Origin of the sequence: Streptomyces macrolidinus (assembly GCF_023887685.1) — a bacterium.
Lineage (GTDB): Bacteria > Actinomycetota > Actinomycetes > Streptomycetales > Streptomycetaceae > Streptomyces > Streptomyces macrolidinus.
This window is the reverse complement of sequence record NZ_JAMWMR010000025.1, coordinates 45,116-69,686: the sequence shown is the minus strand read 5'-3', so window position 1 is coordinate 69,686 and position 24,571 is coordinate 45,116. Positions and strand designations below refer to the sequence as shown.

The following is a 24,571-nucleotide window of genomic DNA, read 5'->3' as shown; positions in this document are numbered from 1 at the left end:
AGGATCGCCGGGCCTCGTGGCGCAGGCGGACGGGCGACGTGGGACAGGCCCTACGCCCGAGTCCCCACGGCCGCGGGATCGTCGAGCACCGCCCGTACCACTGAGTGCGCGGCACCCAGCAGGGGGCCCTCGGGTCCCAGCCGGGAGACCCGCACGGCGCAGGCCCGCCCGGCGGACCTCTGCTCCAACTCCCGCTCCAGCGACGGCAGGAGCCAGGGAGCGAGTGAGGCCAGCGCGCCGCCGAGCACCACGGCCTGCGGATCCAGCAGGTTCACCGCCCCGGTCAACGCGATCCCGAGCGCGGTCCCGGCGTCACGCAAGGCCCGACGAACCTCCTCGTCCCCTTGCGCGGCACGCCCGGCCAGCACGTCGACGCGATCCACACCCGGCGTCAGCCCGGCAGCACGCAACACCGCCTCCTCGCCCGCGTACTGCTCCAGACAACCGCGCCCGCCGCACGCGCAGGCGGGACCTTCCGGGCGTACCGGCACATGCCCCAACTCGCCCGCGAAACCGCGTGTCCCGCGCAGCAGGCACCCGTCCACGACCACCGCGCCGCCGATGCCGATCTCGGCCGAGACATGCAGGAAGTCGAGCGGCGTGTCGTCCCTCAGCCAGAGTTCCGCGAGCGAACCGAAGTTGGCCTCGTTGTCCACGGTCAGGGCAAGCTCGGCGGGCAGGAGCGCGCCGAGGTCGATGTCGTGCCAGTCGAGGTTGGGGGCGCGGACCACGGTGCGCGCGTCACGCGCCACCAGACCGGGCACCGCGACGGCGAGGCCCGCCGGCCACAGCCCCTCCGACTCCGCCTTCGCGACCACCTGCTCCACCAGGGCGCTCAGTTCGGCGACCACCGGCTGCGGTGGGCGCCGACGGTTCGTGCCGTGCCGCACCGCCCGAGCCCGTACCGCACCGCGCAGATCGACCGCGCACACCGCGAGATGGTCGACGCCGATCTCCGCGCCGATCCCGGCCGGGCCACGCCCGCTGACGGCCAGGGCGGATCCGGGGCGCCCCACCCGGCCGGGACGTTCCGGTCCCAGCTCCTCGAGCAGCCCCGAGCGGATCAGTTCGTCCACCAGCGTGGAGACGGCCGCCCGGGTCAGCCCGATCTGTGAGGCGACCGCGGCACGCGACAGCGGACCCTCGGCGTTGACTGTGTGCATCACCCGCGCGAGATTGCGGCGGCGCATGCCCTGCTGGGTGTCGGGCAGTCGACGGCCGGGGCTCGACGGATGGGCTTCGTGCAGTGGTGCGGGCATGCCTCCCCCGGGTCTCGTCGGCGACTCGTCAGCGCCGGTCCGGCTCCCGCTCCAGCAGCGGCGCCGCATCGGAGAGTACCCCGGTGATCCGCGCGAGCGTCGCCTCGTCCCGCTCCACGGCCTCCAGGACCGGTCCGCGGGCGGTGCCCCAGCGTCGGGCGACGGCCGCCGGGTCCTCGCCCGTCAGCAGTCCGGCGGCCTGCGCGGCGGCCCCCAGCGCGACCAGTTCCTTGGCCACCGGCACCTGGACAGGACGTCCCGACAGCCGACGTACGGTCTCCTGCCAGGCCCTGCCCCGCGCGCCACCGCCGATGAGCAGCAGCGGAGCACTGCGGTCCGCGTCCGCTTCGAGCACCAGATCCAGTGCGCCCAGCAGCGCGTGCACCGCCCCGTCGTACGCGGATTGCAGCAGTTGCCCCGCCGTCGTGTCGTGCCGCAGCCCGTGCAGCAGTCCCGAGGCGTGCGGGAGGGCGGGGGTGCGCTCGCCGTCGAGGTAGGGGAGCAGTGTCACGCCCGAGCCCGGCTCGACGGCCTCGCGGTCGAGACCCAGCAGCGCGGCGATCCGGTCGACGGCGAGCGTGCAGTTCAGGGTGCAGGCCAGGGGCAGCCAGTCGCCGTGGGCGTCCGCGAAGCCCGCCACGGTTCCCGTCGGATCGGCCGGGCGCCGCTTCGCGACCGCGTACACCGTGCCGGAGGTGCCGAGGCTCAACACCGGGGTGCCGGGCCGCAGTCCGAGGCCGAGCGCGGCGGCAGCGTTGTCGCCGGTACCCGGCGCGACCAGGGTGCCCTTGGAGAAGGGCAGGTCATGGGTGTCGCGCACGGTGCCGGCCACCTCTCCGGGCCGGACCACGCGCGGCAGCAGGGCCGGGTCGAGGCCCACGCGCGCGAGGATCTCCTCGTCGTACGCCTCCGTCGCCGAAGCCCACCAGCCGGTGCCGGAGACATCGCCGCGGTCGGTCGTGCCCTGCCCCGTCAGACGCTCGGTCAGGTAGTCGTGAGGCAGCCGTACGGCGGCGGTCGCCCGGACGGCCTCCGGTTCGTTCTCCGTCAGCCAGGCCCACTTCGTCACCGTGAACGAGGCGCCGGGCACACTCCCGGTGCGTTCCGCCCAGGCCGTGGGGCCGCCGAGCTGGTCCACCAGGCGGCGCGCATGCGGCGCCGACCGCACGTCGTTCCACAGCAGGGCCGGACGCACCGGCTCGCCCTGCGCGTCCAGGGTGACCAGGCCGTGCTGCTGGCCGCCGATCGACACCGCGGCGGCCTCGTGCGCCGCCTCGCCGCACTGGCGCAGGGCATCGCACAGGGCGTCCCACCACTGACGCGGATCGCTCTCACGGCCTGCGCCCGACGTGACGGTGTGCGGCGCCTGACCACTCGCCACCACCTCGCCGGTCGCCACGTCGACGACCAGGGCCTTGGTGGACTGGGTGGACGAATCCACCCCGACGACGAGCGGACCCTCGGCTGTTGACATCCGGCTCTCCCTCTTCCGCGGCTCGCGGGACTCTGGCGTGTCGGCGCGCGTGTCACCGGGCCGCCTCGGCCCGGCGCGCGCCCTCGTCACCGTACGAACTCTCCGGACGGGACACGGCGTCTCTTCCCAGAGATGCCCCCGCATACTAATTTGTTAAGCGCCATGACGAAATAGTCTTCAGCGAGCAAGGAGCCACGACATGAGCTATCAGCCCACCCCCGAGGACAAGTTCACCTTCGGTCTGTGGACCGTCGGCTGGCAGGGCAAGGACCCCTTCGGCGACGCCACGCGCGGCGCCCTGGACCCCGTCGAGACGGTGCAGCGACTCGCCGAACTCGGCGCCTACGGCGTGACCTTCCACGACGACGACCTGATCCCCTTCGGCTCCTCGGACAGCGAGCGCGAGGCGCACGTCAAGCGCTTCCGGCAGGCCCTCGAAACGGCCGGGATGACCGTGCCGATGGCCACCACCAACCTGTTCACGCACCCCGTCTTCAAGGACGGCGCGTTCACCGCCAACGACCGGGACGTGCGTCGCTACGCCCTGCGCAAGACCATCCGCAACATCGACCTGGCGGTGGAACTGGGCGCGACGACGTATGTCGCGTGGGGCGGTCGGGAAGGCGCCGAGTCCGGCGCAGCCAAGGACGTGCGCGTCGCCCTCGACCGTATGAAGGAGGCCTTCGACCTCCTCGGCGAGTACGTCACCTCCCAGGGCTACGACCTGCGCTTCGCCATCGAGCCCAAGCCGAACGAGCCGCGCGGTGACATCCTGCTGCCCACGGTCGGCCACGCCCTGGCCTTCATCGAGCGCCTGGAGCGCCCGGAGCTGTACGGCGTCAACCCCGAGGTCGGGCACGAGCAGATGGCCGGGCTGAACTTCCCGCACGGCATCGCCCAGGCCCTGTGGGCGGGCAAGCTCTTCCACATCGACCTCAACGGCCAGTCCGGCATCAAGTACGACCAGGACCTGCGCTTCGGAGCGGGCGATCTGCGCGCCGCGTTCTGGCTGGTCGACCTCCTGGAGAGCGCCGGTTACAGCGGACCGCGCCACTTCGACTTCAAGCCGCCGCGGACCGAGGACCTCGACGGCGTGTGGGCGTCGGCCGCGGGCTGCATGCGCAACTACCTCATCCTGAAGGAGCGTTCGGCCGCGTTCCGGGCGGACCCCGAGGTCCGGGAGGCGCTGCGTGCCTCCCGCCTGGACGAGTTGGCGCAGCCGACCGCCGCGGACGGACTCCAGGCTCTGCTCGCGGACCGCGGTGCCTTCGAGGACTTCGACGTGGACGCTGCCGCCGCGCGCGGGATGGCCTTCGAACGCCTGGACCAGTTGGCCATGGACCACCTGCTGGGCGCTCGCGGCTGATCGCTGCCGGAGCCTTCCCGACCGGCCGGCCGGCCGAGAGACCGGCCGGCCGCCGCGCGGGATGCCGGGAATCCTGAGCGGTATCAGGATCCGGTCTCAGGGTCGTATCAGGGTCACGGCCCGGAACCGCGCGCGGCGCGCACCCGTTCTCACCACAGAGAGCGGCACTGGCCGTGAAGGAGGCGACACATGTCGAAGAACGCGAAGATCGCCACCGGGGGCGTGGTGGTCGGGCTCATCCTGTGGATCTGGCTGCCCTGGTGGGCTGTCCTCCTGATCGTGCTGGGAGTCCCGACCGCCGCGTACCTCACGCTGGACCCCTCGCAGCGGCGCAGACTGCGTCGGGTGACGCGCAAGGAACTCGGCCGCTGAGGGAGGGGCGCCCTCCGGCCTGTGCTCCGGTGTGTCCCTGCCTCGCGGGCGGGCGCGCCTTCACGGCGTCACGCCGGGCGCACCGCCATCCTGTCGAGCGCCTCGAGGAGTCCGGGCAACTCCGGGCCCCGCCCCACCGGCAGCACCTCGCCGGGCTTCTCGTCCAGCAGGACGAACGCGATGTCGTCGGTCCTGGCCACCATGGACCAGCCAGGCCCGTCGGCGCGCAGGGTGCGCGCCTCACCGGGCGCGAAGGAGGAGCGGACCCGGCCGGGCGGTGGGGGCGTGTCCACATACGCCCGCGCCTCCGCGAGGACCCGACGAACGCCGCCGCGAGGCGGGCTCGTGCCCTCACCCGCCGCGGGTCGTGCGGCTGTTCCGGCCGACGCCCCGCTGCCCGCGGGCGCGAAGTCGGCATCGTCGATCTGCTCACGCCACTGGGCCCACTGCAGCGCGATCTCGTCCGCTCCCAGGCGCCGTTGCGCGGGACCCCAGGTCTGAGTGTCGGGCGGGGCCAGCAGCGCGTGCTCGGTGAGTTCGGGCGCGGGATCGTGCGGGGCGGGCACACCGGGCGCGGCGACGGCGACGGCCAGCGGCCACCCCGGCAGCGTGGCGACGACCGTGCGCTCGGCGGGCGACAGGTCGTGCTCCATCCCGCAGTCCCAGGACGCGATCGCCACGGCGACCAGGGAGACATCGTCGGTGGCCACCGTCCAGCGCGCACCGTCGCCGTCCTGACCGAGCACGAGGCCATAGCCCTCGGCCACAGGAGGGAGACCGAGCGCCGCGCAGGCCTCCGGATAGTCGTCGCCCAGCACGCTCGGGAACTGCGCGGGTGTCAACAGCACCGCGGTCAGCAGATACAGCGCGTCGTCCCCGACGGCGACGGCGTCATCACCCGTCCCGACCATGTCACCCTCCCCATCGGTTCGTCCGTCGGCGCACCCTAATGCGCCCCCGAATCGGTTGTCACGACCCCGGACCCCCTGAAGAGCTGCGGAGACAAGGGAGAACCGGGGCGAAACGACCGGCCCGGGCGCGATGTCGGGCAGCGTGCGTGTCGACAGGCGTGCGCGCGACCGCACTTGGCGACTCGCCGTGCCCCGTAGAGTGGGATCTCCGGAGGTGCAGAAGGGGGACCGGACGGTGAAACGCTTCGAGCGGCTCGAGCAGATGCTGCGTATGGATCCCGAGCGGGACGCCTCGGAGATCTACCGGCTCAGCAGCGCCTACGAGTTCCCCTGGGACCACACCCGCGCCTTGGAACTGGCCCTCTACCGCACGTACGCCGTCCCGTCCATCGGCCGGCTGCTCGCCGAGACCGCCGAACTCACGGACCGTACGCAGCGACGCTACGACGACACCGCGATTCTCCTGGACACGGTCGTCGAGCACGGCTTCGCCAGCGACGAGGGCCGCACCGCGATCCGCCGTATCAACCAGATGCACCGCAGCTACGACATCAGCAACGACGACATGAGGTACGTGCTCTGCACCTTCGTCGTCGTGCCCAAGCGGTGGATCGACGCCTATGGATGGCGCGAACTGTCGCGGCACGAGACCATCGCCTCCGCCGTGCACTACCGCACGTTGGGGCGGCACATGGGCATCAAGGACATCCCCGGGACGTACGAGGAGTTCGAGGCCTGCCTCGATGCCTACGAGAAGAGCCACTTCGCGTGGGACCCCGACGGCCGCCGCGTGGCCGACGCGACCCTGAACCTGATGGCCTCCTGGTATCCGCGCCCGCTCGCCCCCCTCCTGAAGCTCACCACACTCTCCCTGCTCGACGACCCGCTGCTGAAGGCATTCCAGTACGAGCGGCCGAGCGATGCCACGCGCGCGTGGGTGCGCCGTGCGGTACGCGCGCGTGGCCGCCTCGTACGCCTCATGCCGCCGCGCCGTGCCCCGCACTTCGCACGGCAGAACTGGGAGATCCGGAGCTATCCGAACGGCTATCGCATCACCGACCTGGGCACGCGTCCGGTCCCCGGAGTGAAGGGCTGCCCTGTGCACCGGGCGAGGACGGCGCCGGTCTCCGCCGCCGAGTGAGTTCAGCCCTCGCGGACGGCCAGCGCGAGGAAGCGGGCGTCCTCGTCGACGTACGACGTCATGCGCCACCCGGAACCCGCCAGCAGAGGGCGGAGATTGGATTCGGCGCGCAGGTCGTCAGGGGTGATCTGCCGCCCCTGGCGGGCCGCGAGCGCCGCCCGGCCGATCGGGTGGAAGAGCGCCAGCAGACCCCCGGGCCGCACCACGCGCGCCAACTCCCGCAGATTCTCGGCAGGATGGGGCAGATGGGCGATCAGCCCCGCTCCGAACACCGCGTCGAGGGACTCCGTACGCAAGGGAAGCCCGGCCACGTCGGCGAGCAGCAGGTGCCCGTCACGGTTCCGTCCCGCCTGTACGGCGGCTGCCAGCATCGCCGGGGTCAGATCGGCCCCCAGAACCACCCCCGAGGGCCCCACGGCCGCGCGCAGCGGCGGGAGGGCCCGGCCCGTACCGCATCCCGCGTCGAGCACACGGTCCCCCGCGCGTAGCCCGAGCGCGGCGATCGCCGAGCCGTACGCCGGACCGTCGTCGGGGAACCGCGTGTCCCAGTCGGCCGCGCGCGCGGTGAAGAACTCCTGTACTTGTGTGTGGTCGTTGCTCATGCTTCGCATGATTCCTTACTCGGGCGAAGGGTGTGTCGGTACGCGCATTCGAGCAGGGTGCGATCGTTCCCTGGCTCGCTCGCGCCGGATCCCGCCACTTCTCGGCCCGCATCTTGGCCGATATGCCGCTCAACTCATTGAGATGACAGCGCAGTTGACATGATGCTGACTCCGTACAGATGTGCAGGCGTCGACCGTGGTCGGCACTCCCGAGAGAAGTGATCGATGGTCTCCGAGCACTCCGACGAGCCGCCCGACGGCGAGACGGCCCAGGCAGAGAGGACGGAGGGCGAGACGACCGACCTGGCGTTGAAGATACTGATCGCCGGCGGATTCGGCGTGGGCAAGACCACCCTGGTGGGCGCGGTCAGCGACATCAGGCCCCTGCGTACCGAGGAACTGCTGACCCGGGCGGGCCAGTTCGTGGACGACACCGACGGAGTGGACCACAAGGCCACCACGACCGTCGCCATGGACTTCGGACGCATCACCATCCGCTCCGGGCTCTCGCTCTATCTCTTCGGCACGCCGGGCCAGGACCGCTTCTGGTTCCTGTGGGACGAACTCTCCCAGGGCGCCCTGGGAGCCGTCGTCCTCGCGGACACCCGGCGCCTGGAAGGCTGCTTCCCCGCCGTGGACTACTTCGAGCGCCGCCGCATCCCGTTCCTGGTGGCCGTCAACTGCTTTGCGGGAGCCCGCACCTACGACGCCGACGACGTGTCGCGCGCCCTCGACCTCGACCACGGCACGCCCGTGGTGCTGTGCGACGCCCGGGACCGGGAATCCGGGAAGGACGTGCTGATCCGCCTCGTCGAGTACGCCGGGCGCGTGCACACCGCCCGGTTGCTGGACTCCGTGAGCTGACGCGCTACTCCGCGACGCCCGAATAGGCCAGCACCTTCTCGATCCGTACCCGGACGAGCAGTTCACCCGGAACGCCGTTGCGGGTGCCGAACTCCTCGGCCCGTGCCTCGCCCATGTACCGGGCGCCGATCAGGGTGGCCCAGTGCCGCACCTCGTCGAGATCCTCCGACAGCGCGGCCCGGCCCTGCAGTACGACGAAGCCGTACGGGGGACGGTCGTCGTCCACGCACAGGGCGACCCGGCCGTCCCTGGCCAGATTCCGCCCCTTGACCGTGCCCTTCCCGGTGTTGAAGACGACATCGTCTCCGTCCAGCAGGAACCAGATCGGCGCCACGTGCGGGCTGCCGTCGGCGCGGACCGTGGAGAGCTTGCCCGTACGGGTGCCGTGCGAGACGAAGGCGCGCCATTCCTCGTCGGTCATCTTGTGTGCCATGCCCTCATTCTGCTTGCCGGGACGGCGACCGTGGTGAAGGCTTGCTGATGGGACCCTCCGGCCGGGGGGAGCGACACCACGGGGAGAAGGCACCATGGCGCAGAACACGGGGCTCGGCTGGCTCCTGGACGATCTGACCGAGCGCGTGGAACACATACGGCACGCACTGGTGCTGTCCAACGACGGTCTGGTGACCGGCACGAGCACCGGGCTGCGCCGTGAGGACGCGGAGCATCTCGCGGCGGTCTCGTCCGGGCTGCACAGCCTGGCCAAGGGATCGGGACGCCATTTCGGCGCCGGTCAGGTACGCCAGACCATGATCGAGTTCGATGACGCACTCCTCTTCGTCACCGCTGCCGGGCTGGGCAGTTGTCTGTGCGTGCTCAGCGCCGCCGAGGCCGACATCGGCCGGATCGCCTACGAGATGACGCTGCTGGTGAACAGGGTCGGGGAGCATCTGGCCGTGGACGCCAGGCAGCAGGGAGACACACCGGACTCGACCCGCTGACCGCGTCACCATCACCCCTCTGAATCACCCCTCTGACCAAGGGAAATGACGGGGCGGGCAGGGTTATCCACAGGCCCGCACGCCGATTTCGTTCTCCAGCTACCGTTTTGTCCGAAGCGGGTGCACACCGCACTCGCCACGGACTCCACGGGGGAGAACCGCCATGGCAGCGAACGCGATCACGGCCACCGCCACCGACACCACCGGCAGCGCCAGGGGTTCCGCATCACGGCACCCCGCACTGACCCCGAGCCGCGCCGCACGGGAACTGGAGCTCAAGCAGAGCGAGTTCGACTTCGCGGTACGGCTGGGATACGTACGGACCGTTCCCGACGAGGGCGGTGGAGGCCGTCGTGTCACGCGCGCCGAGATCGACCGCGTACGCGGCGAGGACGGCTTCCCCGCGGCGCTGCGGGAGCGGGTGAAGACCGTGGGCACAAGGAACGGCGCGGCCCTGATGGGGGTGGCGCCCGGCAGGTTCACTCGGCTGGCACGCCTGGGCCTGCTCGTGCCGGTGAAGTGGTATCTGAACCGCTACCGGGCCGTGGTCTGGCTGTATCTGGCCGAGGAGCTGAAGCAGTTCGCCGCCAAGGAGGAGAACGCGCTGCTGCTCACCGGCACGACGCCACAAGGGCTGCGCGATCAGTTGGACGCGGGCCTGGACCTGCGGCCCCGTAACTGGCGCGGACGCCACCTCGGTTGGCACCTGCGGCAGACGGAGGATCCGTGGGTGAGAGCCGCTGCCGTGGCGTCCCTGCTGGATCCGGTGGAGGTGGCGGAGATCGTCCAAGGTCCCTATGAGCGCGCCCAGTTGCGCCGTCTGGAGCCCGCGCGGTCCGCGAGCGGGGCACCCGAATCGGCCGCCGGCCGGATCACCGCCCGGATCATGACAGCAGACGACCCCGACGAGATCGGCCGCCTCCGGGCCGACTTGCGGCAGGCGCTCACCGAGGCCCGTCGGCACCGGCAGGCGCCGCGTCCGTCGCCCTGTGTTCCGGACGAGACGCGGCCTGAGACCACGACCGACCGAGGGACCGAGACACCTGGTGAGACCACGGTCGCTCGCCACACCGCGGCCTCCCGGGCGATGGAGGCCGCTCCTCGGGCTCCGGTCGTACGGCGGCAGCCGCCACGAGCGCGGGGCATGTTCGGGTGGCTGCGTCGCGGAATCCATGACCGGCCCGGCGTGACACGGCCGACCCGCCACGGGAGAGGGCCTACCGCGTCGACGTGCGAGTCTGCGGAACAGCCCCACTTGGACGGCAGAGAGGAGCAGACGCCCTCCCACGTCGTAGGCACGGCTCCCGGCCAGTCCCCGTCGCGGATGCCCTGCGGCACGAGGGCGTCGAGCTGGAAGCCGCCGCCGACAGCCGCACGCGCGCCACGCTCGCACTCGACTCCCGGCAACGGCTCCTCGCCCCCAGGAGCCACCTCGACACGGCGTTCCGCATCGAAGTGCCGCCTGCCAGGACCTCCGTGATGCGGCGGTTCGCTCAACTGCTCATCGACGCCACCGGATTCGGCTCGTCCGAGGCCGAAGCCTTCTGGGGCGAGGCTCTTCCTAGTCGCTCACCGCCCGTCGGATGCCGGTGACCAGGTCGGGGCGGATGCGTACGACGTGGTCCGGGCCGTGGTCCGACTGCGAGCGCAGCGCCGCCCGGTAGCGCGCCACCTGCTCCGGGTCCGTGACGAGGTGGCAGTGGCCGGTGGCGACGACGCTCCACCGCAGGCCGGTGTTGTGGTCGATCTCGTCGGCCTGGTAGGCGACGGCGACGCCTTGGGAGTCCGCCTGCTCCATGGGGGCGGTGAGGACAGCGCCGTTGCGGGCGCAGACGATGATGTCGCCGTCATCCAGGATGTGGCTGACGGGGCGTACGGCGGGCAGCGCCCACTGCGGGAAGTCGGTCGGGAAGACGATGCGGCCCAGGGGGACGCTGCTGAGCAGGCGCAGGGCTTCGTCGGGGTCCAGGTCCACGGTGCGGCGCGGCTCGGGAGGTAACCGATGCGTCATGGGCGGATGTCCTTCGCACACGGCGGTACTCGTCCGCCGCACAGGGTCGGTGCCACTGGCAGGTCTGGCGGCCCCCATGCAACGCGTTTCGGCCTTGCGCTGCCAGAGCCGTTCGGCCCATAGATGTATGTGGTGCGGATCACGTCAAAGGGGTTCTTGTGCCGCTGAAGACACTTTCCGGGCGGCGTCGACCGCTTCGGTTCGCTGGTCAGGCAGGAGATCGCTGCGAGATCTTCCGTGCGAGTATCTGCCAGGCGCTGGCGCATTCAGCGGCTGCGGCGGAGACCATCGCGGCCTGATGGGAGGGGACGGACTCCGCGATCTCGTCCCAGCGCCGTACACCGGCGATCTGCGTCTCCAGCAGGCGCAGCAGCAGCCGCCCCGTCTCCGTGTAGCGAAGGGACGGGTCTCCGCACAGGTTCTTGAAGACCGCGGTCAGATCCGCCTGTGCGTCGCCGTCGGGGGTCTTCGCGGCCGACGGGTTCGGCGGGTTCGTCGGTGCGTCCGGCGCGGTGGCGAGGGGCTTCTCCGCCTCGCCGATCTTCCCGGGAAGCCGGGTTGCCGGGCTCGGCGCCGGTGGCCGCGTCCGCTGCCTCGGCGCTGCCCGGCGCGGGGCGGGTACCGGGTCCTCGCCCCGCAGGACCCGGTCGCGTACATCGCGCACCGTTCCCAGCGAGAGGTTCGCCTGCTTCGCTATCTCCCTCAACGGCGCGTCGGGTGACGCGGCGATCAGCCTGCCCGCCGTCCGGCGCCCTTCCGCCGCGCTGAGCGGACGGACCCTGCCGTCCCGGCCGATGCGGGAGGTGGGAGCCGTGCCGGCCTCGCTCCTGCGGCGCCGCAGTCCGCCCACGGTCGTGGCCGAGAGTCCGGTCGCCGAGGCGATGACGCGGTCGGACCACTGGGCGTGGGAGGCGATGATGCGCTCGGCGGCGCTCACCCGTTCGGCCAGCGTCAGCGGCAGACCGTGACCGACGTTCGACTTCACCGCCAGCACGAAGGCGTCGGCCGCGGACCCCTCGAAGAAGCAGACCCGGATCTCCGGCTGCCCGCGCAGCATGGCCACCCGGAGCCGGTGCATCCCGTCGATGACGCGCATGGTCTGGCGGTGCACGATGATGGGCGGGAGTTCCTGTCCCGAGGCCGCCAGCGTGTGGGCGTGCTCCAGGTTCTCACCCGACAGGCGTGGCGAGTCCGCGGGGAGCAGCAGCGCGATCGGCACGGTGGTGACCACGGCGAGGTCCGGGTGCCGGCCGCGTTCGCGAGGCGAGGCGCTCGGTTCACGCGTGGTGCGGGCGTGCGGCGGCGGCTCGAAGTGGACAGCACTCATTGACGTTCCCCCGTATTCGTCTCTCAGTGTCATCCCGGGTGCGACTCGACGCCGATGACCACCTCATGGGTATCGGCAGTCGCATCAGCACCGCAGTCACTGTCCTCAACGCCCGCTGAACAAGCGGCACACGCGGGTGATGAGCCCCGCGCCTTGTCCGGAAACCGTTGCCGTGAGATTACAAGCCCCCAAGAGGGCTTGCAACAAGCGCATTTGAAGTTTGAGATACTGTGTATCTTCATTTTACGCCGCTGACCTGCCCATTTGAATGAAGATCAATGTTTGGGACACGGTGTTTTGTGGCTGAAAACCAACGACATCCCTCGCCTTGGCGCGTCCTGAGGGCAGGGCCGGCCGAGGCGAGGGATGTCGGGTGGGGGAGGAGACGGGGGAGGCAGGGCGAGAGACGCCCGGAACCGGTCAGGTCATGCTGGTGACTTCTTCGGGTCTCCCCGGTCCGCGAAGAGCCGGGCCGCCGCGACTGCCTGCTTGCGGGCACACCGCATCGACGCGCCCCCGCAGCCGTCGCCGTCGTGGTTCAGGGAGGCGATGCGGCTGCGTGGGGAGAGACGCATGCCCTTGGTCCTGGCCGGATTCGGGGCAGGGAAGTCGAGGCCGACCGGGGCCGCGTATCCGGTCGCAGCGATGATGTGGTCGAACTTCTGGACACTCCCGTCGGAGAACTCGACTCGACCTCCATCGACGTGGAGGGCACGGGTCGGCACGATCGTGCAGTGGGCCACGACCGTGGAGGGGCTCTTGGTGATCACGAATCCGCGAGGCGCTTCACCTCGCGTGGAATAGCGCACGCACGTCCCCAGCATGGCGAGGGGGGAGTGCCGGGTTATCAGTTTCACCGTGCGCCCGGTGCACCACGACAGCCGGATGTCGGGCCGATCCTCGATGATCTCCTCGCAGATCTCCACCCCGCTCTGTCCACCGCCGATCACGAGGACCGACTGGTGGGGTTGAATGCGCGACAGGTCCTGCAGGCTGGAGGCGTGACAGCAGTTGTCCCCCGCCCATTCGTCCGGGATGCGCGGCGCCCCGTAGTGGCCCGTCGCGACGACGACGAACGCGTACGGTGTCTCGCTGTCAGGGGTCGTGACGCACACGTGCGACTCGTACTCCACGACACTGTCGACGCGGGTGAGGAACCGTCTCCGCTGGAGGTCGGTCCTCTCGTCGGACCAGGACTTCAGGAGAGCGCGGAACTCCTGGACCGTCACCGTCGGCTTCCCTCTGAACTCGGGGGCGATGCACCATCCCGGATTCACCAACTCGGTGCTTTCGCGGGTCTTGCCCCACGGCATGGGCTGCCAGATGCCACCCGGTTCGGGATCCGACGAGTACCAGTCAACGGTGTTCCCTCGGCGCGTGAACTCGCGGACGGCCTGGATGCCGAAGAGGCCGCTTCCGATCACGGCACAGCTCTTGTTCGTCGCCATGCGGTTGAACTCCCTCTCTGGGGGATTGACTCGGCACGTGCTCGGTAGCCGGTCGAGCGGGTCGGTACGGTGCGGCAAGCCCTTCGGCCGTCACCGGGCTCAACCGGCTCGCAGGTCTCTGCGTTGAAAGGCGAGAACGGCAACTGCCGCCAGGGCGAGCGCCAGGAGCGTCATGACCAGCGCGGCAGGCCGGTCCCAGGCGTCTCGAGGAACGGCACCCACCCAATGCACCGGAGACAGCCGCCGGGCCCACTCCGGGAGGTCGAGCAGGTCCGCACGGAGGCACACGACGATGCCCCAGCCGACGGCGAGCCACGTGACGGTGACCACGCGGGGGTTCACCGACTGCAGCGCCAGGGCGATCACCGCCAGGAGCAGCACCGCCGGCGTGTACGCGAGGGTGGCCGGCACGCCGTCGTCGAGATAGCCGACGTCACCGAATCCGGCCGCGAGCCCGAGACCCGTGCAGACGCCCATGCAGATCAGCAGGACGAGCGACCAGGCGGTCACCAGCGCGGCGGTGGCGCCCCACCAACGTCGTCTGCTCACAGGGCTCGCGAGGGCGTACCCCACCCGTCCGCTGGTCTCCTCGGCGGCCAGCCACTGGGTGAGCTGGATCGCGGCCGCAGCCGCGAGCAGCGCGTTCATCTGGACGAAGAGCGACACAGTGGCGTCGATGTTGTCGCTCCGTGTGGCGCCGGAGATCGCGCTCAGGACGCTTATCTGCTTGGTCAGGTATCCGAAGGAGAAGGCGAAGAGGCTTCCCCCGACGGTCCAGCCGAGACAGACCCCGAGCGTGAGCCGGACCAGTACATGCAGCGGTTTCGTCATCCAGGACGGCGCCGCGGCCGGTCCGGGGTGTGGTGGGACGAGCCCGGCGCCCTGGTCGCGACGCGTGGCCACCACGGCGGCGGCTGCGAACGAGACCGAGGCCGTCGCCGCGACGGCCAGCCACGGCCACAGCGGTGGCTGGGCCGCGAACGGACGGATCTCCGCCAGCCAGGACTCCGGGTTCACCCAGGTCAGATCGACGCCGCGGGCGTCCACCACGGCACGGGCCAGGTAACTGACCATCCAGCACGCGACGGCGAGGACGTATGAGGTGCGCGCGTCCCGGCAGCACTGGGCCACCAGGGCGCCGATGCCGGTGAAGGCCAGCATGAGCGCAGCGAGGCTGCCCGCGTACCGCAGCGATCCGGCGACCGGATAGTCGAGTGTGACCAGCGCGGCGGCACTGAGGAGGAAGGTCAGGACGGCGGTGAGGGCGGCGGCGGTCAGCCCGGCGGCGGCCGGGGCGAGCCGGTGGACCGACCCCGCGGTCAGGATGTCGAGCCGGCCGGTGTCCTCGACGCTGCGCGTGAAACGGATCGCCAGGTGCAGGCCGATCAGCGGCAGCATGATGAGGGTCAGGTAGCCCAACTCGTTGGCCAGGATGCCGCCCAGGGTCTCCAGGTTGTAGCCACGGCCCTGGAGGGCGGCGCTGCTCTGCGTGCCGACGTAGGTGGCCGCGTAGGCGTCCCGGCTCGCCTGCTCGGCGTACTTGTCGCCGATGGCGGACGCGCTGCTGGTGACGAGCGCGCAGACGGCCAGGGCCCAGCCGAGGACCTGGGCGGGCGCGGTGCGCAGGCTGATGGCGACCAGGCGCCAGTATCCCGTCATGCCGGGGTCCCCTCGGTGACCGCCGTATCGGTGCGGTAGTTCGTCAGGAACAGCTCGTCCAGGCTCGGCGGTTCCACGGTGAGGGCCGTCGGGTCGGCCGCGGCGACCTGTCCGACCGCGCTCGCCAGCGCGGCGCGGCCGACCCGGAAGCGGGTGTGCACACCGTCCGGCTGCTGTTCGACGGTGAGGTCCACGATGCCGTCGAGGTCGGCCAGCCGCGCTATGGCGGTCCCGGTTATCGCGGTCACCGTCGTCAGCGTGTGGCTGCGCAGGTCGGCCAGCGTGCCCTCGCGGACCACCGCGCCGCGCCGGACGATGCTGACCCGGTCGCAGAGGGCCTCCACCTCGGACAGGATGTGGCTGCTCAGCAGGACGGTGCGGCCGGCGTCCTTCAACTCCCGGACGCACTGCTGGAACACGTCCTCCATCAGCGGGTCGAGCCCGGAGGTCGGTTCGTCGAAGAGGTAGAGGTCCGCGTCGACGCTCAGGGCCGCGACCAGGGCGACCTTCTGCCGGTTGCCCTTGGAGTACGTCCTGGTCCGTTTCGTGGGGTCCAGCTCGAACCGCTCGACGAGGGCGTCGCGCCGCTTCGGGTCGAGGCCGCCCTGCAGCCGACCGAGGATGTCGATGCAACTGCCGCCACTGAGCCCCGGCCAGAGAGCCACGTCGCCGGGTACGTAGGTGAGGCGCCGGTGCGCCTGCACGGACTGGCGCCGGCAGTCCAGCCCGAAGATCCTGGCGCGGCCCGAATCCAGCGTGATCTGACCCAGCAGCGCGCGGATCGTGGTGCTCTTGCCCGCGCCGTTCGGCCCGAGGAACCCGTGCACCTCGCCTTGCCGTACGGCGAGATCGAGGCCGTCCAGGGCCTGCGTACGCCCGAACCTCTTACAGAGAGCTTCCGCTTCGATGGCATGCATGCCGACAAGATGACACAATTTGCAGGGTCTTTCGTTATGTGAGGGTGAATCAAGTCACGGCTTGTTCGGCCGAGTTCTTCGGGCACGAGTGCTCCTCACGTCCGCATGCAGGCGGTACGGACTGCCCCGGCCCAACGCGGTGGAAATGAAGAGTAATTGGGTGGCGGGCGTGGCAGCACCTCGATAGGAACATCGGGTCCCCTTGCACCGCAAGAGCGGCTGCGGGTGACGGTCGCCGACGGTGCCACAGACGCCGGGAATCCCCAAGTGGGCGGGGATCCTTGGGTGTTCAACCGGCCACCCTGGACGGTTGAACACATGAGAGCCGAACGGCCCTTGCGGGAAGTGCCGAATGATGCAGGTGCGGTCCGCCCTTGGAAAGCGCGAGTTTGTGGCGCAATAATTGCGCTCCCGTCCACCTCCTAAGTGCATGTTCGTACGGGCGTCTATTCGGGCTCGGTTGCCAATGCGGCAGTGGTCTCTTTCAGTACGTGGCACCTTGTTCTGCTCTCGCCTCGCTCACACGAGCAGGCGGAGGACTTTCGTTTTCGGGGGGATCGATGAACCCATGGATCGACGCCGTAGAACAGAATTTCCCGCCTCTCTCGGCGCGCTGCCGAACCCGTCCGGGAGCAGGCGCCACCACCGCCCCGAGGAGCCACGATGAACGTTCTGGTGATCACCGAGTCCTGCTTCGGCAACACCGCGCGGGTCGCCGAGGCGATCGCCACGGGCCTGCGGTCCCGCAACGCGACGGTGACCGTCGCCGCCGCGTCCTCCGGACCGGCGCTCGACGGCGTCCACCTGCTGATCCTGGGCGCTCCCACGCACAACATGGGGATTCCCTCACCGGCCTCCCGGCGGCAGGCCCGGGAGAAGGGCGGCCAGGCGCCCGCCACCGGTGTGGCGGAGTGGCTCGAGGCGCTTCCCGGCGACCCGGGATGCCGCGTGGTGGCATTCGACACCGTCACCGGCACGGGGTTCTTCTCCGGATCCGCGGCGAAGTCGATCGAGAAGCGACTTCGCCGACGCTCCGTCAGCGTGATCGCCCGCAAGAGCTTCCTCGTCACCTCGACGCAGGGTCCGTTGGCCGACGGCGAGTTGGACCGCGCCGAACAGTGGGGGGCCTCGCTCGCCTGAGGACCCGACCGGGGACCCGACCAAGGAGCCGACCGAGGACCCGACCGAGGACCCGACCGAGGACCCGGGCCGGTGCACCGGCCGTCGCACGGCGAGCCGGGTGTGTCCCGGGCCCGGCCGCCTTCCCACCGCCTGCCGCCGAGGCAGGACCTACAGGATCTACAGGACCTACAGGACCTACGCCGCAAGAGCTGGAGATACGGACATGACGGGGGCTTCCTCCCACCAGACGCTCATCGACCGCTTCGGCGCCGTCCTGCTGGGGCGCGCCGAGGAACCGTGCTACCGGTTCCTGGCCGATGGGGAGGACCAGGTCGAGCTGCTCACCGGCGCGGCGCTCGACCGGCGTGCGCGCGCTGTCGCGGTGGCGCTGAGGGAACGAGCGGCGGTCGGTGACCGGGCGCTGATCCTCTGTCCCCCGGGCATCGACTACGTGGCGGCCTTCTTCGGCTGCCTCTATGCGGGAGTGGTGGCGGTACCGGCCTATCCGCCCGACTCCGGCGTGGTCCCCCGGATGCTTCATCGGTTGCTGGGCGTGATCGAGGATGCCGCACCGTCGGTGGTGCTGGCGCCCGCCGCCGCGGCGGCGATGGCGGGCCGGATCGCGGAGCTGGCACCGCAGACGGCGGCGCTGCCGTGGCTGGCGGTGGACGAGGTCGACGAGGCGGGGGCGGCGGACTGGCGCCGACCGGGCGTGCGCGGGCAGGACCTCGCCTTCCTGCAGTACACGTCCGGCTCCACGGGGCGCCCCAAGGGCGTGATGCTCAGTCACGCCAACCTGCTCGCCAACCTGGCGGCCATCGACCAGCACATGTTCGACGGCGCCGAGCAGAGCTGTGTCATCTGGCTGCCGCCCTACCACGACATGGGACTCATCGGCGGCCTGCTGGAACCGGCCTACCGGGGTTACCCGGTGACGTTCATGTCGCCGCTGGCCTTCCTCAAGCGGCCCGCCCGCTGGCTCCGCGCCGTCTCCGACTTCCGGGCCACCCACAGCGGCGGCCCGAACTTCGGCTACGACCTCTGCGTATCGAAGATCTCCGAGGAGGAGCGCGCAGGCCTCGACCTCAGCACCTGGCAGGTGGCCTTCTCCGGCGCGGAGCCGGTCCGCGCGGAGACGCTGGAACGATTCGCCCGCGCCTTCGCGCCCCACGGGTTCCGCCGCTCGGCGTTCTATCCCTGCTACGGGATGGCGGAGGCGTCCCTGCTTCTCGCAGGCGGCGCGCGCACCACCGAACCGCCCCTGCTGCAGGTCCGCGCCGACCTGCTGGAACAGCACCGCGCCGAGCCCGCCGAGCCCGGTGCGGGCACGCGGACCCTGGTCGGCTGCGGACAGATCGTCTCCGGACATCGGCTGGTCGTCGTCGCGCCGGACGCGGGCACCCCGCTGCCGGACGGGGAGGTCGGCGAGATCTGGGTCGCCGGTCCCAGCATCGCGCGGGGATTCTGGGGCCGTCCCGAGGAGAGCGCCGAGCGGCTGGAGGCCCGCCTCGCCGACGGCGAAGGGCCGTTCCTGCGCACCGGTGACCTCGGCTTCCTGCACGACGGAGAGCTGTACGTCACCGGCCGGATCAAGGACCTGATCATCGTCGCCGGGAAGAACCACTACCCGCAGGACATCGAGCGCACCGTGGAGGAGGCGCACCCGGCCCTGCGCCGTGGCGCGGGCATCGCGTTCTCGGTGGACTCCGGCGAGACGGAGGAACTCGTCGTGGTGCAGGCCGTGCGGGGCGCCGCCCGCGCCGCGGCCGAGGAGATCTTCACCGCCGTCCGGTCGGCGATCGCCGAACACCACGGCCTGCGGGTCCACGACATCGTGCTGGTCGCGCCGGGGAGCATCCCGAAGACGTCGAGCGGCAAACTGCAGCGCTACGCCTGCAAGGAGGCGTATCTGGCCGGTTCGCTCGACCCGGTCGAGCGGTGGAGCGCTCCCTCGGCCCCCGCCGACTCCCTCGAGGTGCGCGGCGCGTCGGTCCTCGCCGACTCCCCGGAGGAGCGCGGCGCGTCGGCCGCCCGGCCGAACCACGAGCTTCGTGCGACGTTCGAGAAGCGCCTCCTCGAGGAGCTGGCCGGGCGTCTGCGTGTCGCCCCCGAACGCCTCGACCCCCGGAAGCCGTTCGCCGGCTACGGGCTGCAGTCCGTGGAGCTGGTCGGGATGATCGGCGAACTGGAGCGGTGGTCCGGACGTTCGCTTCCGGCCACGCTGGCCTGGGAATACCCGACGGTCGAGGCCCTGGCGGCCTTCCTGGCGGACGGCGCCGAGGCCGCCGCGCCGCTCCCCGCCCCGACCGCGGGCGGCGACGGCACCGAACCGGTCGCCGTCATCGGCATCGGCTGCCGCTTTCCCGGCGGTGCCGACGGCCCGGACGAGTTCTGGCGCTTGCTCGACGAGGGCCGGGACGCGGTGACGGAGGTGCCCGCCGACCGCTGGAAGGCCGAGGACTTCTTCGACGAGGACCCCACCGCGCCGGGGAAGACCACCACCCGGTGGGGCGGGTTCCTCAAAGGCGTCGACCGCTTCGACGCGGGCTTCTTCGGGATCTCCCCGCGTGAGGCCGCCCGTATGGACCCGCAGCAGAGGCTGCTCGCCGAGGTCGCCTGGGAGGCCCTGGAGGACGCGGGCATCGTGCCGGAGCGCCTGGCGGGCTCGGCCACCGGCGTGTTCGTGGGCGTCGCCACCAGCGACTACGGCCATCTGCAGCTCCAGCGGCTCGACCAGATCGATGCCCACACCGGCACCGGCAGCGCGCTCAGCATCGCCGCGAACCGCCTCTCCTACCTGTTCGACCTGCGCGGGCCGAGCCTGTCGATCGACACGGCCTGCTCGTCCTCCCTGGTCGCCGTGCAGCAGGCCTGTGCGAGCATCGCGCAGGGCGACTGCACGCTCGCCCTCGCGGGTGGCGTGAACCTCATCCTGTCTCCGGGGCCGGCGATCAACTTCGCCAAGGCCGGAGCGATGGCCCGCGACGGGCGCTGCAAGACGTTCGACTCGCGCGCCGACGGGTACGTCCGCGCCGAGGGCGCCGGTGTGGTGGTGCTGAAGCCGCTCTCCGCGGCGCTGCGCGACGGGGACAGCGTCTACGCCGTCATCCGCGGCGGCGCGGTGAACCAGGACGGCCGGACCAACGGCCTCATGGCGCCCAACCCGCGCGCTCAGGAAGCGGTCCTGCACACCGCGTACGCCCGCGCGGGCGTCGCGCCGGAGGACGTCCACTACGTCGAGGCGCACGGCACCGGCACGCTGCTGGGCGACCCCATCGAGGCGAAGGCGCTCGCGGCCGTGGTCTCCGCGCGCCGGGACCGCGCCCGGCCCTGCCTGGTGGGCTCGGTCAAGTCGAACCTCGGTCATCTGGAGGCCGCGGCGGGCGTCGCGGGCCTGATCAAGGTCGCCCTGATGCTGCGCCACCGCCGGATCCCGGCGAGCCTGCACTTCCGCGAGGCCAACCCGCACATCCCCTTCGAGGAGCTGGCGCTGCGGGTGGCCGACACCGCGCGGCCCTGGCCGGCCGGGGACGGTCCGGCCTTGGCCGGGGTGAGCTCCTTCGGCTTCGGCGGCACCAACGCCCACCTGGTGTTGCAGGAGGCCCCGCCGTCGGCCGTGCCTCAGCCGAATCGTTACGGCGACCGGGACCATCTGCTCACCGTCTCCGCCCCGACCGAGCAGGCCCTGCGCGAGCTGGCCGCCCGGCACCTGGCCGAGCTGGACGCGCCGGGCGCCGAGGCCACCGTGGCCGAGTACTGCGCCGCGGCGGCGGTGCGCCGGACCCACCACGCGGAGCGACTGACCTGCGTCGGCCGATCGGCGGCCGAACTCCGTGACGGCCTGGCCGCGTTCGCGCGCGGCGAGGAGCACCCCCGCGTGGCCTGGGACGGCGGGAGCACGGGCCGCCGTTCCCGGGTGGCGTTCGTCTTCTCCGGTCAGGGACCTCGCTGGTGGCCGCTCACCGCGGAACTGCTCGACCAGGAGCCGGTGTTCCGCGAGACCCTGGAGCGTTGTGACGCCTCGTTGCGCCGGCACGTCGAGTGGTCGTTGATCGACCAGCTCACCATGGCGCCGGAGCGCTCCCGGCTCGCCGACCCCGGCGTGGTGCAGCCCGCCACCTGCGCGGTGCAGATCGCCCTCGCCGCCCTGTGGCGATCGTGGGGCGTCGAGCCGGACGCGGTGGTGGGACACAGCGTGGGGGAGATCGCCGCCGCGCATGTCTCCGGCGCGCTCGACCTCGACGACGCGCTCCGCGTGGCCCTGCACCGTGGCCGGGTGATCCGCACCGTGATCGGCCGGGGCAAGATGGCCGTCGTCGGTGCCACGTTCGACGAGACGCAACGGATCCTGGACCGGCTCGACCACGGATCGGTCTCGGTCGCCGCGAGCAACAGCCCGACCTCGACCGTCATCTCGGGCGAGACCGCGGCGATCGAACGCCTCGCCGCCGCCCTCGACGAGGAAGGGGTGTTCTGCCGGGTCCTCGAATCGGTCGACTACGCCTCGCACAGCCCCCAGATGGAGCCGTTGCAGGGCGAGTTGCGGGACGCGGTCGCGGGCCTCACGCCGCGCCCGGCGGACCGTACCGTCGTCTCCACCGTCACCGGGCGGGCCGTCGAGGGCACGGAGCTGGACGCCGCGTACTGGGCGACGAACCTGCGCCGACCGGTGCTGCTCGACCAGGCCGTCGACACCCTCCTCGACACCGGGCACGACGTCTTCGTGGAGATCTCCGGTCATCCCATGCTGGTCGGCGCGCTCGCCGAGAAGCTCGGGACCCGAGGCTCGGAGGGCGTGGCCGTGGCGTCGCTGCACCGCGACCGGCCCGGCCGCGCCGCTCTGCTCGGCGAGCTCGGCTGGCTGTACTGCGCGGGCTTCCCGGTCGACTGGACGCGTCTGTACGGGGCCGCACCGCCGGTGGTACGGCTCCCCGCGTACCCCTGGCAGCGCGAGCGTTGCTGGCTCCCCATCGAGGAAGCGTCGGCCGCGGGGGAGGGGACGGCTCCGCCGCGCTCCGGCGCGCAGGACGCGCTCTGGCGGAGCGTCGAGCGCGGCGACCTGGAGGCGCTCAGCGGTGTGCTGGGAATCGCGGGCGCCGCTCAGCGCGACGCCCTCGCCGCCGTACTCCCCGCTCTTACGGCCTGGCACCGGGAGAGCCTCGACCGCGAGACCGCCGACGCCTGGCGCTATCGGGTCGCCTGGACCCCGCCGGCCGGTACGGCCACGGCCGCGCTGCCCGGCACCTGGCTGGTCGTCACCCCGAACGGGCCGGTCCCGGACGGGCCGGTCCCGGACGAGCTGACCCGATGGCTGCGCGCGGCGATCGCCGCGCGGGGCGGCACGGTCACCGAGATCGCCGTCGCCGCGGACGCCGACCGCGCGGCGCTCGCCGCGGCGCTCGACGGCCCGGCCGGGCGCGAGCCCGCCCTGCGCGGAGTGGTGTCGCTGCTCGCCCTGGACGAGACGCCGCTGCCCGATCGACCAGGGCTGCCCCGCGGGGCAGCCCTGACCCTGGCACTGGCGCAAGCGCTGGGCGACATCGGCGAGAGCGCGCCGCTGTGGCTCCTCACCCGCGGCGCCGTCGGCACCGGTCCGGACGACCCGGTCACCCGCCCGGTGCAGGCGCTCGCCTGGGGGCTGGGCCGCGTGGTGGGCCTGGAGCACCCGGAGCGCTGGGGTGGACTCCTCGACATCGCGGGCCCGCTCGACGAGGCCGCGGGCGACCAACTGGCCCTCGCCCTCGGCAACCCGGACCACGAGGACCAGCTCGCGCTGCGCCCCGGCGGCCTCCTCGCCCGGCGGCTGGTACGGGCGCCGTCCGACGACTCCGAGCCCCCGGCGTACCGGCCCGAGGGGACCGTTCTCGTCACCGGCGGCACCGGCGCACTCGGCGTCCACCTGGCACGCCGGCTGGCGCGGCGGGGCGCGGACCATCTCGTACTCGTCAGCCGACGGGGCCCCGAGGCCCCCGGCGCCGCGGACCTCGAGGCGGAGCTCACCGAGCTGGGCGCCCGCGTCACACTGGCCGCCTGCGACGTCGCCGACCGAGACGCCCTCGCCGCGCTGCTGGACGGGCTGGAGGCGGACGGTGACCAGGTCCGTGCCGTGTTCCACGTCGCCGGGGACGTCTCGCTGGTGAAGCCGCTCGCCGACACCACCACCGCCGAGCTGGCCCAGGTGGTCGCGGGCAAGGACGCGGGCGCCCTGCACCTGCACGATCTCCTGCGCCGCCCGCTCGACGCCTTCGTGCTCTTCTCCTCCATCACCGGGGTGTGGGGGAGCGGGCGCCAGTGCGCCTACTCCGCCGCCAACGCCTGTCTGGACGCGCTGGCCGAGCACCGTCGCGGCCTCGGGCTGACGGCCACCTCGATGCAGTGGGGCCCGTGGGCCGGGCGGGCGCACGACGAGCACGAGCACGAACTGGCGCGCCGGGGCCTGCGGCTCATGGACGCCGCCCCGGCCCTCGTAGCGCTGGACCGCGCCCTCGGCCGGGACGAGACCACCACCGTCGTCGCCGACGTGGACTGGTCCCTGTTCGCCCCCGCCTACGCCGCGGCACGCCCCCGTCCCCTCCTCGACGACCTGCCCGAAGCGCGGCGGGCCCTGCGGCCGGGCGCTCTCGCGACGGGTGACGGCCGGACGGGCGAGCTGCGCCGGGCGCTGCTCGCGGTGGAGCCGGGACGACGGCGCCGCGACGTCCTCGTCGACCGGTGCCGACGGGAGGTCGGCCGCGTGCTGAGGCTCGAACCGGCCCGCGTCAACGTCACCGTGCCGTTCACCAGCATGGGCCTCGACTCGCTGCTGGCCCTGGAGGTCAAGAAGGGCCTGGAGACCGCCGTCGAGGTCGCCCTGCCGGCCACGCTCGCCTGGCGCTACCCGACCATCGACGCGCTCGCGCCCTTCCTCGCCGAGCGCATGGGGATCCCGCTCGACGCGACGGCCGCCGACGGCCCTCCCGCCATACCGTCCGAGACCGCCATACCGTCCGAGACCGCCATACCGTCCGAGACCGCCGCACCGCCCGAGACCGCCGCACCCGCCGAGCCGGAGCTCGATGTCGAGGCGCTCAGCGACGACGACGTCGAGGCGCTTCTCCTGCAACGACTGGAATCCCTCGAGGGAGGCCGACATGACACTGTCGAAGAAAGGGCCTGAG

At 71.8% G+C, this 24,571-nt stretch carries 17 protein-coding genes and 1 pseudogene; 8 read left to right on the top strand and 10 right to left on the bottom strand.

All coding sequences use genetic code 11. The features are described 5' to 3' along the window. Nucleotides 1-50: 50 nt before the first annotated feature. Together NGF19_RS23930 and xylB are read right to left on the bottom strand one after the other, a co-directional pair. Entirely contained in the window at nt 51-1,259 is a 1,209-nt protein-coding gene (locus NGF19_RS23930; protein WP_252427342.1) for an ROK family transcriptional regulator, read from the bottom strand. A 28-nt stretch (nt 1,260-1,287) separates the two neighbouring features. Then, nucleotides 1,288-2,733, bottom strand: coding sequence for a xylulokinase (gene xylB, locus NGF19_RS23925; protein WP_252427341.1), 1,446 nt, complete (start codon nt 2,731-2,733; stop codon nt 1,288-1,290). A gap of 199 nt (nt 2,734-2,932) precedes the next feature. Between xylB and xylA the strand changes: the two genes are divergently transcribed. Continuing rightward, nucleotides 2,933-4,099 carry a xylose isomerase gene (xylA, locus tag NGF19_RS23920; protein ID WP_252427340.1) on the top strand — a complete coding sequence of 389 codons (1,167 nt, stop codon included), beginning with the start codon at nt 2,933-2,935 and terminating at the stop codon, nt 4,097-4,099. A gap of 189 nt (nt 4,100-4,288) precedes the next feature. Next, nucleotides 4,289-4,471 carry a tail-anchor membrane protein gene (locus tag NGF19_RS23915; RefSeq protein ID WP_071365621.1) on the top strand — a complete coding sequence of 61 codons (183 nt, stop codon included), beginning with the start codon at nt 4,289-4,291 and terminating at the stop codon, nt 4,469-4,471. 68 nt (nt 4,472-4,539) lie between these two features. Here the strand turns inward: NGF19_RS23915 and NGF19_RS23910 are convergent, their stop codons facing one another. Then, the gene (locus tag NGF19_RS23910) at nt 4,540-5,382 is read right to left on the bottom strand and encodes a hypothetical protein (RefSeq protein WP_252427339.1); all 843 of its coding nucleotides are present in this window, start codon (nt 5,380-5,382) and stop codon (nt 4,540-4,542) included. A gap of 235 nt (nt 5,383-5,617) precedes the next feature. Here NGF19_RS23910 and NGF19_RS23905 point away from each other — a divergent pair, with 235 nt between their 5' ends. Continuing rightward, entirely contained in the window at nt 5,618-6,523 is a 906-nt protein-coding gene (locus NGF19_RS23905) for an oxygenase MpaB family protein (protein ID WP_252427338.1), read from the top strand. Between the two features lie 2 nt (nt 6,524-6,525). On the opposite strand, the gene NGF19_RS23900 is transcribed toward NGF19_RS23905, so the two are convergent. After that, the gene (locus NGF19_RS23900; protein WP_252427337.1) at nt 6,526-7,134 is read right to left on the bottom strand and encodes a class I SAM-dependent methyltransferase; all 609 of its coding nucleotides are present in this window, start codon (nt 7,132-7,134) and stop codon (nt 6,526-6,528) included. Nucleotides 7,135-7,350: 216 nt separating this feature from the next. Between NGF19_RS23900 and NGF19_RS23895 the strand changes: the two genes are divergently transcribed. Then, nucleotides 7,351-7,989, top strand: coding sequence for a GTP-binding protein (locus tag NGF19_RS23895; protein WP_252427336.1), 639 nt, complete (start codon nt 7,351-7,353; stop codon nt 7,987-7,989). A 4-nt stretch (nt 7,990-7,993) separates the two neighbouring features. Here NGF19_RS23895 and NGF19_RS23890 read toward each other — a convergent pair whose 3' ends face one another. Beyond that, entirely contained in the window at nt 7,994-8,422 is a 429-nt protein-coding gene (locus NGF19_RS23890; RefSeq protein WP_252427335.1) for a PPOX class F420-dependent oxidoreductase, read from the bottom strand. Between the two features lie 94 nt (nt 8,423-8,516). Between NGF19_RS23890 and NGF19_RS23885 the strand changes: the two genes are divergently transcribed. Next, nucleotides 8,517-8,930 carry a roadblock/LC7 domain-containing protein gene (locus tag NGF19_RS23885; protein WP_252427334.1) on the top strand — a complete coding sequence of 138 codons (414 nt, stop codon included), beginning with the start codon at nt 8,517-8,519 and terminating at the stop codon, nt 8,928-8,930. Between the two features lie 163 nt (nt 8,931-9,093). Next, nucleotides 9,094-10,095: pseudogene (locus NGF19_RS23880) on the top strand (DUF6397 family protein); the annotation flags it as partial. 396 nt (nt 10,096-10,491) lie between these two features. Here the strand turns inward: NGF19_RS23880 and NGF19_RS23875 are convergent. The 5 genes from NGF19_RS23875 to NGF19_RS23855 form a co-directional block, all read right to left on the bottom strand. Further along, nucleotides 10,492-10,941 carry a pyridoxamine 5'-phosphate oxidase family protein gene (locus NGF19_RS23875; protein WP_252427333.1) on the bottom strand — a complete coding sequence of 150 codons (450 nt, stop codon included), beginning with the start codon at nt 10,939-10,941 and terminating at the stop codon, nt 10,492-10,494. Nucleotides 10,942-11,149: 208 nt separating this feature from the next. After that, nucleotides 11,150-12,268, bottom strand: a complete 1,119-nt coding sequence (locus NGF19_RS23870; protein WP_252427332.1) for a ParB/RepB/Spo0J family partition protein — start codon at nt 12,266-12,268, stop codon at nt 11,150-11,152. Between the two features lie 425 nt (nt 12,269-12,693). Further along, complete coding sequence (locus NGF19_RS23865) at nt 12,694-13,716, bottom strand: NAD(P)-binding domain-containing protein (protein ID WP_252427331.1); 1,023 nt, start codon at nt 13,714-13,716, stop codon at nt 12,694-12,696. A gap of 99 nt (nt 13,717-13,815) precedes the next feature. After that, nucleotides 13,816-15,375 (bottom strand): efflux permease Rv1217c-related protein, encoded by a 1,560-nt coding sequence (locus NGF19_RS23860; RefSeq protein WP_252427330.1) that lies wholly within the window; start codon nt 15,373-15,375, stop codon nt 13,816-13,818. Next, nucleotides 15,372-16,292, bottom strand: a complete 921-nt coding sequence (locus NGF19_RS23855) for an ABC transporter ATP-binding protein (protein WP_252427329.1) — start codon at nt 16,290-16,292, stop codon at nt 15,372-15,374. The genes NGF19_RS23860 and NGF19_RS23855 overlap by 4 nt, the downstream gene beginning before the upstream one ends. Before the next feature lie 663 nt (nt 16,293-16,955). Between NGF19_RS23855 and NGF19_RS23850 the strand changes: the two genes are divergently transcribed. Together NGF19_RS23850 and NGF19_RS23845 are read left to right on the top strand one after the other, a co-directional pair. Next, complete coding sequence (locus tag NGF19_RS23850; protein ID WP_252427328.1) at nt 16,956-17,432, top strand: flavodoxin family protein; 477 nt, start codon at nt 16,956-16,958, stop codon at nt 17,430-17,432. Between the two features lie 205 nt (nt 17,433-17,637). Further along, on the top strand, nt 17,638-24,570 hold the full coding sequence (locus tag NGF19_RS23845) for a type I polyketide synthase (RefSeq protein WP_252427327.1): 6,933 nt from the start codon (nt 17,638-17,640) through the stop codon (nt 24,568-24,570). The last annotated feature ends 1 nt before the right edge of the window (nt 24,571 follow it).

Coding starts and splice junctions, on each gene's coding strand:
- NGF19_RS23930 (WP_252427342.1), bottom strand. CDS start 1,259: ATGCCCGCACCACTGCACGAAGCCCATCCGTCGAGCCCCGGCCGTCGA.
- xylB (WP_252427341.1), bottom strand. CDS start 2,733: ATGTCAACAGCCGAGGGTCCGCTCGTCGTCGGGGTGGATTCGTCCACC.
- xylA (WP_252427340.1), top strand. CDS start 2,933: ATGAGCTATCAGCCCACCCCCGAGGACAAGTTCACCTTCGGTCTGTGG.
- NGF19_RS23915 (WP_071365621.1), top strand. CDS start 4,289: ATGTCGAAGAACGCGAAGATCGCCACCGGGGGCGTGGTGGTCGGGCTC.
- NGF19_RS23910 (WP_252427339.1), bottom strand. CDS start 5,382: ATGGTCGGGACGGGTGATGACGCCGTCGCCGTCGGGGACGACGCGCTG.
- NGF19_RS23900 (WP_252427337.1), bottom strand. CDS start 7,134: ATGCGAAGCATGAGCAACGACCACACACAAGTACAGGAGTTCTTCACC.
- NGF19_RS23895 (WP_252427336.1), top strand. CDS start 7,351: ATGGTCTCCGAGCACTCCGACGAGCCGCCCGACGGCGAGACGGCCCAG.
- NGF19_RS23890 (WP_252427335.1), bottom strand. CDS start 8,422: ATGGCACACAAGATGACCGACGAGGAATGGCGCGCCTTCGTCTCGCAC.
- NGF19_RS23885 (WP_252427334.1), top strand. CDS start 8,517: ATGGCGCAGAACACGGGGCTCGGCTGGCTCCTGGACGATCTGACCGAG.
- NGF19_RS23875 (WP_252427333.1), bottom strand. CDS start 10,941: ATGACGCATCGGTTACCTCCCGAGCCGCGCCGCACCGTGGACCTGGAC.
- NGF19_RS23870 (WP_252427332.1), bottom strand. CDS start 12,268: ATGAGTGCTGTCCACTTCGAGCCGCCGCCGCACGCCCGCACCACGCGT.
- NGF19_RS23865 (WP_252427331.1), bottom strand. CDS start 13,716: ATGGCGACGAACAAGAGCTGTGCCGTGATCGGAAGCGGCCTCTTCGGC.
- NGF19_RS23860 (WP_252427330.1), bottom strand. CDS start 15,375: ATGACGGGATACTGGCGCCTGGTCGCCATCAGCCTGCGCACCGCGCCC.
- NGF19_RS23855 (WP_252427329.1), bottom strand. CDS start 16,292: ATGCATGCCATCGAAGCGGAAGCTCTCTGTAAGAGGTTCGGGCGTACG.
- NGF19_RS23850 (WP_252427328.1), top strand. CDS start 16,956: ATGAACGTTCTGGTGATCACCGAGTCCTGCTTCGGCAACACCGCGCGG.
- NGF19_RS23845 (WP_252427327.1), top strand. CDS start 17,638: ATGACGGGGGCTTCCTCCCACCAGACGCTCATCGACCGCTTCGGCGCC.